The organism is Variovorax sp. SG517 (genome assembly GCF_013376045.1).
Lineage (GTDB): Bacteria > Pseudomonadota > Gammaproteobacteria > Burkholderiales > Burkholderiaceae_C > Variovorax.
Genome location: NZ_JABMJG010000001.1, coordinates 296,111 through 313,223 on the forward strand (window position 1 = coordinate 296,111; position 17,113 = coordinate 313,223).

General features: G+C 70.6%; 16 protein-coding genes. 10 read left to right on the forward strand and 6 right to left on the reverse strand.

Annotated elements, in window-relative coordinates:
- Window positions 1-187: 187 nt before the first annotated feature.
- The 6 genes from FHT32_RS01260 (at window position 188) to FHT32_RS01285 (ending at window position 6,634) form a co-directional block, all read left to right on the forward strand.
- Entirely contained in the window at window positions 188-1,018 is an 831-nt protein-coding gene (locus FHT32_RS01260; protein WP_176662855.1) for an urease accessory protein UreD, read from the forward strand.
- A 116-nt stretch (window positions 1,019-1,134) separates the two neighbouring features.
- Window positions 1,135-2,019 (forward strand): iron-containing redox enzyme family protein, encoded by an 885-nt coding sequence (locus tag FHT32_RS01265; RefSeq protein ID WP_176662856.1) that lies wholly within the window; start codon window positions 1,135-1,137, stop codon window positions 2,017-2,019.
- On the forward strand, window positions 2,013-2,960 hold the full coding sequence (locus FHT32_RS01270; RefSeq protein ID WP_176662857.1) for a class I SAM-dependent methyltransferase: 948 nt from the start codon (window positions 2,013-2,015) through the stop codon (window positions 2,958-2,960). The genes FHT32_RS01265 and FHT32_RS01270 overlap by 7 nt, the downstream gene beginning before the upstream one ends.
- The gene (locus FHT32_RS01275; RefSeq protein WP_176662858.1) at window positions 2,960-4,054 is read left to right on the forward strand and encodes a hypothetical protein; all 1,095 of its coding nucleotides are present in this window, start codon (window positions 2,960-2,962) and stop codon (window positions 4,052-4,054) included. The genes FHT32_RS01270 and FHT32_RS01275 overlap by 1 nt, the downstream gene beginning before the upstream one ends.
- A gap of 28 nt (window positions 4,055-4,082) precedes the next feature.
- On the forward strand, window positions 4,083-4,904 hold the full coding sequence (locus tag FHT32_RS01280; RefSeq protein WP_176662859.1) for a GNAT family N-acetyltransferase: 822 nt from the start codon (window positions 4,083-4,085) through the stop codon (window positions 4,902-4,904).
- A 185-nt stretch (window positions 4,905-5,089) separates the two neighbouring features.
- Window positions 5,090-6,634, forward strand: a complete 1,545-nt coding sequence (locus FHT32_RS01285; RefSeq protein ID WP_176662860.1) for a GGDEF domain-containing protein — start codon at window positions 5,090-5,092, stop codon at window positions 6,632-6,634.
- 34 nt (window positions 6,635-6,668) lie between these two features.
- Here the strand turns inward: FHT32_RS01285 and FHT32_RS01290 are convergent, their stop codons facing one another.
- On the reverse strand, window positions 6,669-7,547 hold the full coding sequence (locus FHT32_RS01290) for a LysR substrate-binding domain-containing protein (protein ID WP_093197513.1): 879 nt from the start codon (window positions 7,545-7,547) through the stop codon (window positions 6,669-6,671).
- 106 nt (window positions 7,548-7,653) lie between these two features.
- Between FHT32_RS01290 and FHT32_RS01295 the strand changes: the two genes are divergently transcribed.
- The 4 genes from FHT32_RS01295 to metC all read left to right on the forward strand — a co-directional run bounded on the left by FHT32_RS01295 (window position 7,654) and on the right by metC (window position 12,252).
- Window positions 7,654-8,244 carry a cysteine dioxygenase family protein gene (locus FHT32_RS01295; RefSeq protein ID WP_176662861.1) on the forward strand — a complete coding sequence of 197 codons (591 nt, stop codon included), beginning with the start codon at window positions 7,654-7,656 and terminating at the stop codon, window positions 8,242-8,244.
- A gap of 87 nt (window positions 8,245-8,331) precedes the next feature.
- Window positions 8,332-9,915 carry a rhodanese-like domain-containing protein gene (locus FHT32_RS01300; RefSeq protein ID WP_176662862.1) on the forward strand — a complete coding sequence of 528 codons (1,584 nt, stop codon included), beginning with the start codon at window positions 8,332-8,334 and terminating at the stop codon, window positions 9,913-9,915.
- 72 nt (window positions 9,916-9,987) lie between these two features.
- Window positions 9,988-10,998: a tripartite tricarboxylate transporter substrate binding protein gene (locus FHT32_RS01305; protein WP_176662863.1), complete on the forward strand. Its 1,011-nt coding sequence runs from the start codon at window positions 9,988-9,990 to the stop codon at window positions 10,996-10,998.
- 45 nt (window positions 10,999-11,043) lie between these two features.
- Window positions 11,044-12,252, forward strand: coding sequence for a cystathionine beta-lyase (gene metC, locus FHT32_RS01310; RefSeq protein WP_176662864.1), 1,209 nt, complete (start codon window positions 11,044-11,046; stop codon window positions 12,250-12,252).
- Window positions 12,253-12,284: 32 nt separating this feature from the next.
- Here metC and FHT32_RS01315 read toward each other — a convergent pair whose 3' ends face one another.
- From FHT32_RS01315 to FHT32_RS01335, 5 genes are all read right to left on the reverse strand, one after another.
- Window positions 12,285-12,902, reverse strand: coding sequence for a phosphoribosyltransferase (locus tag FHT32_RS01315; RefSeq protein WP_176662865.1), 618 nt, complete (start codon window positions 12,900-12,902; stop codon window positions 12,285-12,287).
- Between the two features lie 97 nt (window positions 12,903-12,999).
- Complete coding sequence (locus FHT32_RS01320; RefSeq protein ID WP_176662866.1) at window positions 13,000-13,428, reverse strand: sel1 repeat family protein; 429 nt, start codon at window positions 13,426-13,428, stop codon at window positions 13,000-13,002.
- A 120-nt stretch (window positions 13,429-13,548) separates the two neighbouring features.
- Window positions 13,549-15,720: a TonB-dependent siderophore receptor gene (locus tag FHT32_RS01325; protein WP_256098835.1), complete on the reverse strand. Its 2,172-nt coding sequence runs from the start codon at window positions 15,718-15,720 to the stop codon at window positions 13,549-13,551.
- Between the two features lie 254 nt (window positions 15,721-15,974).
- The gene (locus FHT32_RS01330) at window positions 15,975-16,778 is read right to left on the reverse strand and encodes a class I SAM-dependent methyltransferase (RefSeq protein WP_176662867.1); all 804 of its coding nucleotides are present in this window, start codon (window positions 16,776-16,778) and stop codon (window positions 15,975-15,977) included.
- 126 nt (window positions 16,779-16,904) lie between these two features.
- Window positions 16,905-17,111, reverse strand: coding sequence for a YbdD/YjiX family protein (locus tag FHT32_RS01335; RefSeq protein ID WP_093058085.1), 207 nt, complete (start codon window positions 17,109-17,111; stop codon window positions 16,905-16,907).
- Between the last annotated feature and the right edge of the window lie 2 nt (window positions 17,112-17,113).

Genomic DNA, 17,113 nt, shown 5'->3' on the forward strand with positions numbered 1-17,113 from the left:
TCGCCAACCCCCTCGCCGGGGGCAACACCAGCGGCCCGGCAAAGCCGGTTCCGCGGTAGCACTGGGCTCGCCCCCAGGCTGCGCGCACTTCGTGTCGCTCCGCCACCCCCCTCCGGGGGCAACACCTGCGGCCCGGCAAAGCCGGTTCTGCGGTGTTCCACGAAAACACCCCGACTAGACTCGCCGGATGTCTTGGCACGCCCGTCTCCATCTCTCCTATCAGCACGAATCCGAACGCACCGTCGCCCGCTTCCGCCATGACGGGCCGCTGCGCATCCTGCAGAGCCTGTATCCGGAGGGCGATGCGGTCTGCCACAACGTGCTGGTGCATCCGCCGGGCGGGCTGGTGGGTGGGGACACGCTCGACATCGAGGTCGAGGGCGCCGATGGCAGCCACGGGCTGATCACCACGCCCGGCGCATCGCGCTTCTACCGCTCCGAGGGCGACCTCGCGCTGCAGCGCACGCGCATCCGCCTGGCTGCCGGCGCGCGGCTCGAATGGCTGCCGCTCGAAGCCATCTGCTACAGCGGCTGCCGGGCCGAGAACCGGCTCAGCATCGAGGTCGAGCCCGGTGCAGAGCTGATCGGCTGGGACGTGACCGCGCTGGGCCTGCCCAATGCCGGCCAGCCTTTCGAGCGCGGCACCTACCTGCAGCACATCGAGGTGCCCGGCGTCTGGCTGGAGCGCGGGCGCATCGACGCGGCCGACCAGCGGCTGCTGCAAAGCCCCATCGGCCTCGGCGGCCAGCGCTGCCTGGCCTCGCTCTTCTTCGTGGCGGGCTCGCCGATCGCGCGGGCCCGGCGCGACGCCCTGCTCGCGCACGCACGCACGCTGCTCGACGCGAGCCCCCTGGCCGAAAGCGCCGGCGCGACCAGCCCGCATGCCGAAGTGGTGGTGCTGCGGGTGCTGGCGCCCGTGGTCGAGCCCGCGATGCTGCTGCTGCGTCAGGTGTGGCAGGCATGGCGCACGGAACTGTGGCGGCTGCCACCGGCCACGCCGCGCATCTGGTCCACCTGAGGCCGTTTCATCCTGCCCCCGGCATTCGGGGGTGAATCTGTAGGCGCCGTCTGACGGACAGCCGCCGCGCAAAGGCGCACTCTGGCCCCTTGCCCAGCGGATGACGAGGATCGGCCATGCCTGTTGACGACACCCCGGACACCCTTCACCGCCGACTGGCGCGGTTCAACGCCGCACGGCTGAGGCCCGGCATCCCTTCGCCCCGGTGGAAGAACGACCTGGAACAGGAGCATGCGTGCCGCCTGCTCGAAGGCGAATTCATCGAAGGCCTGCGCGCCACCGTGCAGGCGGCCGCGTCGGCTGCCTGCGGCAACGCGGCGCATTTCCTCGCCTGGTTCGAGTCGCTGGCGCGCACCGGACCGGGTCAGGGCCATCCGCTTTTCGACTGGCTGGCACAGGAGGCCACGCTGGCGCAGATGCGCTGGTTCCTCACGCAGGAGGCCGCAGGCGAGGCCGGGTTCGAGGACCTGCTGGCCTATGCCCAGGTCAAGCTGCCGCCGCAGCCCAAGCTGGAGTGCGCGCGCAACTTCTGGGACGAGATGGGGCACGGCAAGCAAAGCGCCATGCACGGCCAGATGCTGGAGCAGATGGTGCGCGAACTCGACCTGCACCCGGCCATCGACACCACGGTGTGGGAGTCGCTGGCGCTCGCCAACACCATGGTCGCGCTGGCCACCACGCGGCGCTACGCCTTCCACGCCATCGGCGCGCTCGGCGTGATCGAGCTCACGGCCCCCGGCCGCGTGAAGCAGGTGGCCACCGGCATGCGGCGGCTGGGCCTCGGCGGCCGTGTGCGCGCCTACTTCGACCTGCACGCGGCGCTCGACGTGTCGCACTCCCGCGCATGGAACCGCGAGGTGATCCTGCCGCTTGTGGAGGCCGACCCGGCCTGCGGCCAGTTCATTGCCGAGGGCGCGCTGATGCGGCTCGCCTGCGGCGAACGCTGCTTCGAGCGCTACAGCGCCGAGCTACGTCAAGCAGAAGAGGTCGCTGCATGCTGAACGCGGCCGACGTGCTGCGACAGGTGGCGGCCACCGGCTACCGCTTCACCGCGGTCACGCCGCTGACGCACCAGCGCGTGCTGGCGCGGCGCGGACGCGAGCCGGGTGCCACGCTGCGCGACATCTTCGGCTGGAACCTGCCGTTCGAAGCGCGTTCGCTGCCGCCGGAACTGCTGGCCGGCATGGAGCGCGCCGGCATCGTGCGGTGCGAGGGATCGCTGCTGCGCAGCACGGTGCGCATCGCCAGCCTGGGCGACGACCTGTTCTTCCACTCGGCCTATCCCACGGTCGAGGAGAACGCGGTGTTCTTCGGCCCCGACACCAGCCGCTTCGCGCGCTTCATCCGCCATGCGCTGGCCTCGCGCGAAGCGCAATGGCCGCCCCTGCGGGTGCTCGACGTGGGCTGCGGCAGCGGCGCGGGCGGCGTCGCGGTGGCGCGTGCGCTGGCTGCCACCGGCACGCCCGCGACGGTCGTGATGAACGACATCAACCCGCTCGCGCTGCAGTACACGGCCATCAACGCGGAGGTGGCGGGCGTGGACGTCACGCTCGCGCAGGGCGATGCGCTGTCGGCCGTCGATGGCGAATTCGATCTGATCGTGTCGAACCCGCCCTACCTCGACGACGCCGCGCAGCGCGCCTACCGCCACGGCGGCGCGCGGCTGGGGCGGGCGCTCAGCGTGCGCATCGCGGCGGAGTCGCTGAAGCGGCTCGCGCCGGGCGGGCAGCTGCTGCTCTACACCGGCGTGGCGATGGTCGATGGCGAGGATCCGTTCCTTGCGGAGATGCAGCCGCTGCTCGCGGCACCGGGCCTGGAATGGTCCTACGCCGAGATCGACCCCGACGTGTTCGGCGAGGAACTGGAGCGGCCGGTGTACGCGCACATCGACCGCATCGCCGCGGTGGGCCTTGTCGCCACCCGCGCCGCGGAGGCAGCCTGATGGCCGCCGGACTCGGTCTCGGCATCGACACCGCCCGGCTCGCCGTGGTGCGCGAGTGCAGCGTGCTGGAGCGCATGCCCAAGTGGCTCATCTGCGTGCCGCTGGTGGTGCAGTGGCTGTGGCTCTCGGTGCGCTACGGCGGCGCCACCGTGCCCACGGCCGCCAATCCACACATCACCTCCGGCGGGATGGCCGGCGAAGGCAAGCTCGAATACTTCCGGGGCATGGGGCCGCTGGCGCGGTCGGTCACGGCCGAACACTGCGGCGTGCTCAACGACGGCACGGCCACCGAAGACGCGCTGCGGCAGGCCATGGCGGCCAGCGGCCTCGCGTTTCCCGTGGTCGCCAAGCCCGACCTGGGCCTGTGCGGCTACGGCGTACGCCTGGTGCCCGACATGGCGGCGCTGCGCGCCTACCTGGCCGCCTTCCCCACGGACGAAACGGTGGTGCTGCAGCGCTACCTGCCGCAGGAAGGCGAGGCAGGCATCTTCTACGCGCGCGACCCCGTCACCGACGAGGGCCGCGTCATCGGGCTGGCGCTGCGCTACTTTCCGCGCGTGACGGGCGACGGCCGCAGCACCGTTGCACAGCTCGTGGCGGCCGACGTACGCGCCCGCCGCATCGCGCGCACGCCGCGCCACCAATGCAGCGTGCCGCCAGAGAGCGTGCCCGCCGCCGGGCAGCAGGTGCGGCTGGCCACCATCGGCTCGACGCGCGTGGGCGGCCTTTACCGCAACGGCGCCGCGCTCGTCACGCCGGAGCTGGTGCGCGCCATCGACGCCGTCGGGCGCGACATGCCCGACTTCCGCTTCGGACGCTTCGACGTGCGCTACCAAAGCCTGCGCGAACTCGCCGCCGGGCGCGGCTTCACCATCATGGAAGTCAACGGCGCGGGCTCCGAGGCCATCGAGGCGTGGGACCCCGACATCGGCGTGATCCAGGGCCTGCGCATGGTCTTCGCCAAGCAGCGGCTGCTGTTCGCCATCGGCGCGGCGCAGCGCAGGGCCGGCGTGAAGCCCATCGGCCTGCTGGCGCTCGCGCGGCTCAACCGGCGGCAGAACCGGCTGGTCGACCGCTATCCGCCTTCCAACTGAGCACCTTCAACCGAGTCATCGCACGCACATGGACATCACCGCCACGCACGCCTTGCCCCACCGCTCGCTCACGGCTCTCGCGGCCGAGGCGCCCGTCCTGGAAACCCGCTGGGCCGATTGCGAGGAGGACGTGCGCGACGCGCAGCGCCTGCGCTTTCGCGTGTTCGCGCAGGAGATGGGCGCCCGGCTGACACCGCCCGAGGGCACGCCGCCCGGGCTGGACGCGGACCGCTTCGACGCCTTCTGCGACCACCTGCTGGTGCGTGCCGTCGACCCGGTGCACGGCCCCGGCCCGCTAATCGGCACCTACCGCGTGCTCACGCCGCAGGCGGCGCGCCGCGCTGGCGGCTTCTACACCGACACCGAGTTCGACCTGGCGCCGCTCGCCCCGCTACGGGCCAGCGCGCTGGAGCTGGGCCGCTCGTGCGTGGACGCCGACTGGCGCTCGGGCAGCGTGATCATGGCGCTGTGGACCGCGCTCGGGCAGTACATGGTCGACCACGCGCTCGACACCATGATCGGCTGCGCCAGCATCGGGCTGGACGACCAGGGCACGGCCGCGGCGCGGCTGTGGCACCGGCTGTGCCGCACCCACCTGGTGGAGGCGCGCTGGCGCGTGGAGCCGCGCATCGCGCTGCCGCTGGACCCGGAGCCCGACACCGATGCAGACACCGACCTGCCCGCGCCCGCCACGCCGCCGCTCATCAAGGGCTACCTGCGCTGCGGCGCGCGCCTGCTCGGGCCGCCCGCGCTCGACGTGGCCTTCAATACCGCAGACCTGCCCCTGATGCTGCGCGTGGACGAGGTTTCGCCGCGCTACCGGCAGCATTTCTTCGGCATTCCGGCGTGAACACGGGCACCTGAGCGGCAGCGCGGCAACGACGCGCGGGAGGGCGCGAGGGACGGCAGGAGAAACGGCGCCGAACGGGCAGCAGGAGCGCTTCGGATACAGTCCCGCACCACCCCGCTTCAAGACCTGCCGCCAGCGTGACCTTCCGAAAATCCGTCAACAGTCTGGTTTTCCGTCTTCTCGTCATGGGCCTGGCAATGGCGCTCGTGGGCACCGCGGCCAGCTACATCCAGCTCAGCCGCTTCCTGCGGGAGGAACTGACGAAGTCGGTGGCGACGCAGCAGACGGCGCTGGCCGCCTACGTGGCCCGCGACGTCGACAACTACATCGTCGAGCGGCTGTCCTTCCTGGAGCGCCTGGCGCTCGCCCTGCCGCCCGAGCTCCTGTCGCAGCCCCGGCAACTGCATGCGTGGCTGGCGGAGCGCGGCGCGCTCAGCGACCTCTTCCCGCTGGGCCTGGCGCTCGCCGAGGTCGGCGGCAAGCGGCTCGACGACACCGGGCAGATCTCGACGGACAGTCCGGAATTCGCCGAGGCATCCGCCGGGCGGCGCGCCGTCGGGCGGCCCCGCGCCACGGCCTCGCAGCATTCGGCCCTGCCCATGGGCGTGCCCGTGCGCAACGCCGCAGGCCAGGTCACGGCGGTGCTGCTCGGCATGGCGGACCTCACGGCCGACGGCCTGCTCGACCACCTTCAGGAAGGGCGCGTGGGCCGCAACGGCGGCATCCTGGTGATCTCGCCGCGCGACCGCCTGTTCGTCGCCTCGACGGATGTCTCGATGTCCCTCAAGCCGACGCCCGCCGACGGGGTGAACCTGCTACACGACCGCGCGATGGCCGGCTTTCGCGGCAGCGGCACGACGCGCAACGCCAGGGGCATCGACGAGATATCCGCCATCGCATTGGTGCCCAGCGCGGGCTGGTTCGTGGTGGCGCGCCTGCCGGTCTCGGAAGCGCTGGCCCCGGTGGCGCGCATGCAGACCTTCATCCTGCAGCAGCGCGCGCCCGCGGTGACCGCGGTGCTGATCGTTATCGGCCTGATCATGGCCTGGCTGCTGCGGCCGCTCTTCCGCGCCGCCGACCAGGCCGACCGCATGACGCGCGGCGAACTCGCGCTGGCGCCGCTGCGGGTGGTGCGCGACGACGAGATCGGGCACCTGACACAGGCCTTCAACCGCCTGCTGGCCAAGCTCGTCGACAACCAGGAGGCGCTGGCCCACCTCGCCCACCACGACGCGCTGACCGGGCTGCCCAACCGCCAGCTGCTGCGCGACCGGCTGCAGCAGGCGCTGGCCCACGCCGGGCGGCACGGGCACGAGGTGGCCGTGCTCTACCTGGACCTGGACGGATTCAAGAGCCTCAACGACACCTTCGGCCACGAGGCGGGCGACAAGGCCCTGCGCGAAATCGCGCGCCGCCTGCAATGCCTGGTGCGGCAGACGGACACCGTCGCGCGCATCGGCGGCGACGAATTCGTGCTGGTCGCCACCGGCCTCAAGGCGCCCGCGAAACAGGGCGCGCAGGTGCTGGCGCAGCGATGCGTCGACGCCATCGCCGAGCCGCTGCCGCAGGAGCTGGCGGGCATGGCCATTGGCGCGTCGATCGGCATCGCCCTGGGCAACGGAAGCGAAACGCCGCAGGACCTGCTCGCCGCGGCCGACAAGGCCATGTACCGGGCCAAGCAGGGCGGGCGCGGCAGCTACGCGATGACGGGCGCCGCGACCGGTACGTAGCGGGCCCGGGGCCGCGCCCCCTTTTCCTTCTTCGCTACGCCGGCATGTCCGTGCGCGGCAGCCGCAGGTGCTTCTTCAGCGTCTCGAACACCTGCCGCGTGACCGGGTTCACCACGTGGCTGCGCACGTAGAGGTAGTAGGCCAGGTCGGGCAGCCGCGGCATGCCGTCGCCCGCGCCCAGCACGCGCAGGCCGGCATCGAGCTGCTCCACGCCGCGCGCCGTCACGCCGAGCCCGGCGCGCAGCGCGGCCTTGATGCCGATCAGGCTCGACGATGTGTAGCGCGGCGTCCAGGCCACGCCCGCCGTGTCCAGCGCCTCGTGGCCGATGCGGCGGAAGATGCTGGGCCCGTCGGCCATGATGAGCGGCACCGGCTTCGTCGGGTCGTGCACGTAGCTCGCGGCGCACAGCCACACGGTGGGCGAGTTGCGCAGCACCACGCCTTCGAACTGCGACTGCGCGTCGGCGCGGTTGGAGATGATCATGTCGACCTCGCCGCTCTTGAGGGAGGTCATCAGGTAGGGGCTGCGGCCGATGTGGATGTCGAGCTGCAAGAGCGGCGAGGTGCGCGCCACCTCGGCAAGCAGCAGCGGCAGCATGGTCTCGGCCACGTCGTGCGGCGCGCCGATGCGCAGGTTGCCTTCGAGCTGCCCCTGCCGCAGGCTGCGCAGCGCCTCGTCGTTCAGCGCCAGCATGTGGTGCGCGTAGGTCAGCAGCCTCTCGCCGTGCTCCGTCAGCCGCTTCTGCCGCCCCTGCTTGACGAACAGCGGATGGCCGATCTGCTCTTCCAGCCGCTGCATCTGCTGCGTGATGGCCGACTGCGTGCGCCCCAGGTGCACCGCCGCGGCCGCGAAGCTGTGGAGGCTGACGACGGCCGCGAAGGAGCGCAGCAATTCGAGATCGAGCGTGGGCATGCATCAATTTTATTAATGTGTTTACTGCGCCGGCTGGATTGTTGCGTCACGCCCCCGTCACTACAGTGGATGCACACCAAACAGGCAACCCCACTGGAGAAACCGCATGAGCACCCCATCCGAGCAACGCAGCCGGGCCGTCGAGGCGTCCATCGCCGAGATGAAGAAAGCCATCGGCGGCGCTGAAGCCACCCGCGAGAAGCTCGACGTGGTGCTCGAGTCGCTGCAAGGCCTGGCCGCGCACACCGAATACTGGGGCGCCGCCGACTTCCCGCCGCCCGAGGCCGGCGAGCACCAGGCCCGCTACCTCATCGCCGAAGACCCCGACCAGAGCTATGCGCTCTACCTGAACGTGATGCGCCCGGGCAAGAAGATCGTGCCGCACAACCACACCACCTGGGCCTGCATCGCAGCCGTGGAAGGCACCGAGCACAACCGCGTGTACGAGCGCACCGACGACGGCAGCGTGCCGGGCGTGGGCAGGCTGAAGCAGACGGAGCTGGTCGTCGTCGAGCCGGGCAAGGGCATCGCGCTGATGCCCGAGGACATCCACTCGGTGGAGATCCAAGGCGAACAGGTGATCCGCCATCTGCACATGTACGGCCGGGCGCTGGAGACGCTGAACAGCCGCACCGCCTACGACCTGGCAGCCGGCACGTACCAGACCATGGGCATCGGCGTGCAGACGCGCCGCTAGCCGCTCTTCCTTTCACCTTTTCCCGTTCTTCATGCGGGCCGCGCTGGCGGTCTCGCAGGACTTCGTTCGTCCCAACGACTCGCTCTCATGACTCTCTTCATCGACCCGAAGACCCTCAAATCCTGGCTGCACGACGGCGGCGAGATCGCATTGCTCGACGTGCGCGAACACGGACAGTACGGCGAGGCCCACCTGTTCTACGGCATTCCCCTGCCCTTCAGCCGGCTGGAGATCGACGCACCGCGCCTGGTGCCGCGCCGCAGCGTGCGCACGGTGGTCTACGACGAAGGCGACGGCGGCGAGGTCGCCGAGCGCGCCGCGGCGCGGCTCTCGGAGCTGGGCTACACCGACGTGCACATGCTGCAGGGCGGCGCCCGCGCATGGAAGGCGGCGGGCTACGTGCTCTTCGCGGGCGTGAACCTGCCCTCGAAGACCTTCGGCGAGCTGGCCGAGGAGGTCTATCACACGCCCCGCGTCAGCGCCGACCAGCTGGCCGACATGCTGGCGCGCAAGGACAAGGTGGTGGTGCTCGACGGCCGCCCCGCCAGCGAGTTCCGCAAGATGAACATCCCCGGCGCCACCTGCTGCCCCAACGGCGAGCTGGCCTACCGCGTGCGCCGGCTGGTGCCCGACACCACCACGCCCATCGTCATCAACTGCGCGGGCCGCACGCGCAGCATCATCGGCGCGCAGACGCTCATCAACCTCGGCCTGCCCAACCCGGTGTACGCGCTGGAGAACGGCACGCAGGGCTGGTACCTCAACGACCACAAGCTGGAGCATGGCGGCACGCAGCGCTATGCCGACGACAGCGGCAACACCGAACTGCGCCCCGCAGCCAAGGCGCTGGCCGCGCGCTTCGACGTACCGACGGTGAACGCGCAGACCGTGCGCCAGTGGGCCGACGACGCGAGCCGCAGCCTGTTCCTGTGCGACGTGCGCACGCCGGAGGAATTCGCCGCCGGCAGCCTGCCCGGCGCGCAGCACACGCCGGGCGGCCAGCTGATGCAGGCCGGCGACCAGTACTTCGGCGTGCGCGGCGCGCGGCTGGTGCTGTTCGACAGCGACGGCGTGCGCGCGCCCACCGTCGCGAGCTGGCTGCGGCAGATGGGGCACGACGCGAGCGTGCTCGAAGGGGGGCTGGCGAGCGGGCTCGCTCTCACGCCGGCTGAAGCGCCTGCTGCGCCCGCGCTCGGCACCATCGATGCGAAGACGCTCGCCGCGCGCATCGAGCGCAACGACGTGGCCGTGATCGACCTGCGCGGCAGCATGCAGTTTCGCGCCGGCCACATCGCGCAGGCGCGCTGGTCGATCCGGCCGCGCCTCGCCGCCGACCTGAAGGGCGAGACGCGCCAGATCGTGCTGGTGGCCGACGAAGCCGCGCTCGCCGCATGGGCTGCCGCCTCCGAACTCGCGGGCATCTCGCCCGCCCCGCTGCTGCTTGCCGGCGGCATGGCCGCCTGGACCGCCGCCGGCCTGCCGGTGGAAGCCACTCCCGCGCTGCCCGCCGACGCGGACTGCATCGACTACCTGTTCTTCGTGCACGACCGGCACGACGGCAACAAGGAGGCCGCGCGCCGCTACCTCGCGTGGGAGACCGGCCTCGTCGCGCAGCTCGATGCGCAGGAGCGCGCGGCCTTCCGGCTGCCCGCCGGCGCATCGCACGGCTGACCTGCCCGCCTGCTCCCCAAACGGTCCCGCTTTCTGTTCGTCCTTGTCAGTTCCTATTCCAGGAGTTCCGTCATGCCGTTCGCCAGCCGCATCCCGCACATCGCCCGTCTCGCCGTAGCAGCCGCCTGGCTCTCGGCACTCGCACTGCAGCCAGCCACAGCCGAACCGATGGCGCCGCGCAACGGCTTTCCGTCGCAGACGGTGAAGTTCATCTCGCCCTTCCCGCCGGGCGGCGGCAACGACGCGACGGCGCGCCTGGTCACCACCAAGCTGCCGGAGATCATGGGACAGGCCGCGCTGGTCGACAACCGCGGCGGCGCGGGCGGCAACATCGGCGCCAAGGCGGTGGCCGACGCCAAGCCCGACGGCTACACCGTGCTGACCTCGCAGGTTTCGATCATGGCGGTGAACCCGTCGCTCTACGCCTCGCCGGGCTTCGACCCGGTCAAGAACTTCGTACCCATCACGCAGATCAACGCCGCGCCGCTCGCGCTGGTGGTGGAGGCGAACTCGCCCATCAAGAGCTTCGCCGACCTCGCCGCCAAGGCGAAGGCCAATCCCGGCAAGGTGACCTACGCCACGCCGGGCAACGGCACGCTGTCGCATCTGGTGGGCGTGGTGCTCGCGAAGGACAACGGCGTGGAAATGACGCACGTGCCCTACAAGGGCGCCGGCCCCGCGCTGACCGACCTGATCGGCGGGCAGGTCGACGTGATGGTCACCTCCACCGCATCGGTGGCCGGCTTCGTGCAGAACGGCAAGCTGCGCGTGCTGGCCGTGACCAGCCCGCGGCGCATCGGCGTGTTCGCCAAGGTGCCCACGCTGGAAGAACTGGGCTACAACGGCGCGCGCTTCGAGGACTGGTACGGCTTCTTCGCGCCCGCCGGCACGCCGCCCGAGCGAGTGGCCTTCCTCAACGAAGCCATCGTGCGCACGCTGCGCCTGCCCGAAGTGAGCAAGCTCGTCACCGACGGCGGCAGCGAGGTGGTGGCCAGCACGCCCGAGGCCTTCGCGGCTCAGCTGAAGCAGGACATCGAGCGCTGGTCGCGCATCGTCAAGCTTTCCGGTGCGCGCGCCGACTGATTGAAGCAACATAGCGGCCCGACTTCCCTTCGCCCCCACCTCACCATGTCCGACTCGCACAACGCTCCCGCCGACCTGAGGCTCGACACCCGGCTCACCCGCACCGGCAAGACCGCGTCGTACGCCGGCGGATCGCCCGTCAACGTGCCCCTGGTGCGCGCGAGCACCGTGCTGTTCGACAGCGTAGGCGCGATGCGCGACGCACGCACGCGGCGCGACGAGGAGCGCGTCTTCAGCTACGGCGCGCGCGGCACGCCCACCGCCTTCGCGCTGGAAGACGCGGTGAGCGAACTCGAAGGCGCCTACCGCACGCGGCTCTTCCCCACCGGCCTTGCGGCCATCGGCATGGTGCTGCTGTCGTACCTGAAGCCGGGCGACCATGTGCTCATGTCGGACAGCGTGTACGAGCCCACGCGCAACCTGGTGCATTCCTTCCTCGAGCCTTACGGCATCCGCAGCACCTTCTTCGCGGCGGACGGCAGCGGCATCGAGGCGCTGTTCGAGCCGAACACGCGGCTGGTGTACGCCGAATGCCCCGGCTCGCTGATCTACGAGATGTGCGACCTGCCCAGGCTCGCCGAACTGGCCCACTCGCGCGGCGCCCTGCTCGCCGCCGACAACACCTGGGGCTCCGGCGTCCAGTACCGCCCTCTCGCGCTGGGCGCCGACATCTCGACGATGGCGGCGACCAAGTACCTCTCGGGCCACTCCGACGTGATGATGGGCACCGTCGCCACCACCGAGGCCGCATGGCGCCCCCTCAACGAACGCTGCGACGCCTTCGGCATGACCGTGAGCCCCGACGATGCATGGCTGGTGCTGCGTGGCATGCGCACGCTGTCGGCACGGCTGCAGGTGCACGAGCGGCACGCGCTGGAAGTGGCGCACTGGCTGCAGAAGCGGCCCGAGGTTGCGACCGTGTTCTGCCCCGCGCTGCCGCAGCATCCGGGGCATGAGATCTGGAAGCGCGATTGCAGCGGCACGAACGGGCTGCTGTCGATCGAGCTGCGGCCGGGCGTCGAGAACGCGGCGGTCGAGCGCTTCGTCGATGCGCTCAGGCTCTTCGGTCGCGGCTCCTCATGGGGCGGCTACGAGAGCCTCGTGGCCTGGACCAACATGCGCGCCGCGCGCAGCGTGACGGACTGGAGCAAGCGCGGTGCGGTGGTGCGGCTGCACGTCGGGCTGGAGGCGCCGGCGGATCTGATTGGGGATCTTGAAAGCGGGTTCGATGCGATGAACGCCGCGTCGCAGTAGCCCTGCCTGCACAGGCAGCGCCGGGGAAAGGGTCAGCGCCACTGCGCCAATATCTCGCGCACTTCCTCGTCGGTCGTCGCTCCGAACGACCGGTACCAGTTGCCGACCGCGACGAAGGGCTCGGGCGCGTGCATGCACACCACCTCGTCGGCACGGGGCTCCCGGCCTTTCAGCGCATCGCAGGCAGTTGCACTGCCCACGGGCACGGCCACGACGACCGGCGCAGCACCGAGCGCCCGTGCCGCGATCACCGCCGCGCGCATCGAAAGGCCGGTGGCGAGTCCGTCGTCGACCAGCAGCGCTGTCATGCCTCGCAGGTCCAGCGGCGCGCAGTGCTCGCGGTATTCGCGTTCGCGCCGCTGCAGTTCGCGCCGCTCCCGCTTCAGTACGCGGACCATGCCGGGCGCATCCTCACCCGTCACGTGGATGCCGCCGACAGCGATGGCGCCGGCCGCGTACTCCTCGTGCCCCGGCAGGCCGAGCTTGCGCACGACCAGCACGTCCAGCGGCAGGTGCAGCGCGCGCGCCACTTCGGCCGCCACCGGCACGCCGCCGCGTGGCAGCGCGAGCACCACGCAGCGCTGCGCGTCGCGGTATCGGTCCAGCAACGACGCCAGTTGCCGGCCAGCGTCGGCACGGTCTCTGAACATGGCATGCCCTCTTCGTGCAAGGCCTGGGCGGCAGTGTCCCCGGCATGCACATTGTGCGACCGGCACCGTCCACGGGATGCCGGCGCGCCCGCCTCGCTCATCCGCAGGCGAGCTTGCCCCCGGGCGCGGTGCGCAGCCTGTTGAGGAAGGTGAGCTGCACCTTCGCCGTCTCGCTGCCCTGCACCGCCGCGCGGCGCATCCATTCGCCGGCTTCGCAACGGTCGGCCTTCACAGCGGTGCCGTAGAGCGCGGGGCCGGTCATCAGCACCATGCCGAGCATCTCCTGCGCCTCGGCATGGCCTTCGACGGCGGCCTGCCGCAGGTGGTCGAGCATCGCGCGGTAGTCGCGCGCGGCCTGCGCCTCGAGGGCGAGCTGGAAGCGCTGCTCGGCCTGCAGGTCGAGCTCGGCACCCGAGGGGCGCGCAGCGCTGACGGCCGCCACCAGCAACAGCGCGCCCGCCAGCAGGACGCGCAGGCGCAGCGACAGGCCGGTCATCTGGTTGAGGTCGAGTTGTTCGGATGGCATCGATGTACTCCACGAATGATGTTGTCGTGGAGGCATCGTCGCGCTGCCGCGCCGAACGGAAAAGCTGGAATTCGCGCAGGCGGGCTCAGCCGCAGACTGAGCCCGCAACGGCATCCGGGATCAGAACTTCGCGGTCAGCATCACCTGCAGCTCGCGTCCGGGGCCCGGCATGATCAGGTTGTCCACGCTGCCGTGCGCCGACACGTAGTACTTGCGGTTGGTGATGTTCTTCAGGTTCGCCGAGATCTCGTAGCGCCCGGTCTTGTAGCTCGCAGCCAGATCGGCCGTGACGTACGAGGGCAGCGTGACGAGGTTGCTCAGCGACGCATAGCGCGAGGCCACGTAGTTGACGCCGCCTCCGGCGCTCAGGCCGTTGCCCAGGTCCTTCATGAGCCACACGAAGGCCGAGTGCCGCGGCGTGAGCGGCGCGATCTTGCCCTGCACCGGCATCGCCGGGCCGACCGGCAGTTGCAGCGAGCTCACCGTGGCCAGCGACTTGGTCATGCGGGCATCGAGGTACGCATAGCCCGCGCTGATGTCCCAGCGCCCCGGCAGCTTGCCGGCCAGCGCCAGCTCCATGCCGTTGGTGCGCTGCGTGCCGACGTTGATCTGCCGCGCGGGGTTGGTCGGGTCGGTGTTCTTGATGCCAGAGCGCTCCAGGTTGAACAGTGCCGCCGTGACATTGAGCGCGCCGTCGAGGAAGTCGAGCTTGGCGCCGATCTCCTTGTTCACCGTGATCTCGGGGTCGTTGGCGGTGTTGCCGGCCGAGAGCGCGAAGGTCTCGGCCGAAGGCTGGAACGAGCGGCTGTACGACACGTAGTACGACTGGGTTTCGCTCGGCTGCCAGACCACGCCCGCGCGTGGGCTGAACTTGCGGTCGGTGCGCGACAGCGGCGCGAGCGTGCGCTCGAAGGAGGTGTCCTGCCCGAACACGTCGTAACGGCCGCCGACCAGCGCCTTCCATTGCGGCGCGAGCGTGATCTGGTTCTGCGCGTAGAGCGCGGCGGTCTTGAAGGTGGAGTTGCTCGGGATCGCGCTGGTGGCGGTGTAGCTCGAAAGCGGCAGCGGCGCCGGCACGGCCACCGGGTTCAGGATGCTCACGCGCTCGTAGCCGGTGGCGGAACTCACCGAGTACAGGCGCTTGTCCTGCTGGCCAAACTCGGCGCCGATCAGCCACTCCTGCCTGAAGCCACCCAGCTCGTTGCGCCAGGTCAGGTCGGTCTGGTTGAACCAGCCGCTTTCGTCGCGGTCGACGAAGCCGCGCGTGCGGCCCACGGTGAGGCGCACCGGGTCGGTGGTGCCGCTGGGCAGGGTGTTGAAACGGTCGAGCTTGTAGCTGTAGTAGCGCGTGGTGTTGCGCAGGCTCAGCGCGTCGCTGAAGCGGTGGTTGAGCGTGGCGGTGAACGACTGCACCTTGGTCGTGGTGGTGTCGTCGCGCTTCGCGAAGGCCGAGCCGTAGTAGGTGCCGATGGGCACGTTCACCGGACGGCCGTTGAGCGCCGGAATGCCGAAGTCGGTGAGCCGCTGGTCGTGGGCGTTGGTGTACTGCAGCAGCAGGTCGGTCTGCGGGCTGAACTTGATGGCCAGCGAGGGCGCGATGTTGTAGCGGTCGATGAACTGCTGGTCGCGGTAGCTGCCCGATTTCTCGCGCGCCACGTTGAGGCGGAAGGCCATGTTCTCGCCGATGGGCGTGTTGAGGTCGGCGGTGGCCCGCTTGAAGTCGTGCGAGCCCAGGCCGAGCGACACCTCGCCGAAGGGCCGCTCGAAGATCGGCTTCTTGGTCACGCGGTTGACGAGGCCGCCAGACGAGCCGCGGCCGTACAGCACGGCCGCCGGGCCTTTCAGCACCTCGATGCGCTCGGTGTCCGACAGATCGCGGAAGTACAGCGCGTCGTCGCGCACGCCGTCCACGAACCAGTCGGCGATCGCGGTGAAGCCGCGGATCACCACCTGGTCGCGCTGGCCGTCGCCTGCGTTGAACGACACGCCAGGCGCGTTGCGCAGCGCGTCCTGCATCGAGGTGGCGCCCTGGTCGCGCAGCAGTTGCGCCGGCAGCACGTTGACGGCCTGCGGAACGTCGCGCAGCGGCGCACTGCCCTTGGTGGCGGTGCTGCCGACGGAAGGCGCGTAGCCGACGTCCTGCTCGGAGGTGACGGTCACCTCCTTCAGCGTGGCGTCGGCATTCTGGGCCTGGGCCGCGCAATGGGCAGCGGCCAGGGCGGCGACGATCAGGGACGGGTTGCGCAGGCCAAAGTGAAGGCGAAGGCGCGGCGCGCGAGAACGGACGGACATGGCAGGAATTCCCTCAAGGCGATTTGTTTTTGAAATCGCGAAGCGCCACGCCGGCGCCTCCGTCGCTTGGACGGGGAAACCGTGTGTGCCCTGCCTTGAATGAATCTGGGTTGGGTGCCTTCGCCGGCCCGCACCGGCACGGTGGCCGGGGCTTCGGGCGAGGGATCGCATCGCGCGACCCGCGGATTCTAAATAAATGCAACGACGTTCCAGGCCGGCTCTCGGACCGGCTCCTGCCGCCACCGCGGCGCCGCTCAGCGCGCGCGGGCCCGCGTCAGCAGGTAGCTCTGGTGCACCACGTTGTCGACGTAGTACGGCTCGGCGAGCGCGTCGAACTCGGCCCGCAGCGCCGCCAGCTTCTGCGGATCGTCGGCAAGGCCTTCGACCAGCTTGCGCATCGGGCCGACCGAACGTTCCAGGAACAGGCGGAAGTGGCCGATGCTCAGGGCCGGAAAGTGCATGGTGCCGCGGCCGAAGAACGGCGCGTCGAAGTGCGGCCCCAGGCGCTCCGTGACGATCGCCGGATTGCCCCATTGCGGTGGCGGCGACGCGCCGGCCGGGGGCGGCGGCGAGTTGCGCCCGATGAAGGCGAACATGCGGCCCACGAAGTGCTCGGGCGGCCAGGTGGCGAAGGCGATTCGCCCGCCGGGCTTCAGCACGCGGCGCATCTCGGCGATGGCCACCTCGGGGCGCGGCGCGAACATGTGGCCGAACTGGCTCAGCACCACGTCGAAGGAGCCATCGGCGTACGGCAGGTTCTCGGCGTCGCCTTCGGTCCAGGCGATGTCGCCGTGCCCGGAGATGCCGGCGTTCTCGCGCGCGGCCTCGATCAGTTCGGGCGTCAGGTCGAGCCCGGTGACGCGTGCGCCGCGGCGTGCCGCCGTGACGGCCACGACGCCGGTGCCGGTGCCCACGTCCAGCACCGTCTCGCCCTCGGCGATCTGCGCGAAGCCGACGAGATGCCCGGCCACCGGCGTCGTGAACATGGCGGTCGGCGCAAAGGTCGACCACATCTCGCGCTGCCGGTTCTTGAACTCTGCAAAGGGATCCTGCGACATATCACCCTCCATGCCAGCCACCAGGCTGCAGACATGGAAGGGACTCTAGGCCCGGGGGACGGGCCCGTCCATCCCGCGGGGCGGAGCTTCGATCGGAAAGAGCTGTAACGCAATGCCGCGCCGGGCTCAGCAGCAGCGCCCCTTGCCGGCGCCGTAGCGCGCCTCCAGCCGCTCGCGGAAGAAGGCCTCGTAGCTCATCGGCGGCCGGTCGGGGTGGGTGGCCGCCATGTGGGTCAGGTAGGCGTCGTAGTCGGGCAGCCCGACCATGAGCCGCAGCGACTGCTTGAGCGAGCGCGCGAAATAGCGCCCGGCTTCCGGCAATGCGAGGCCCATGG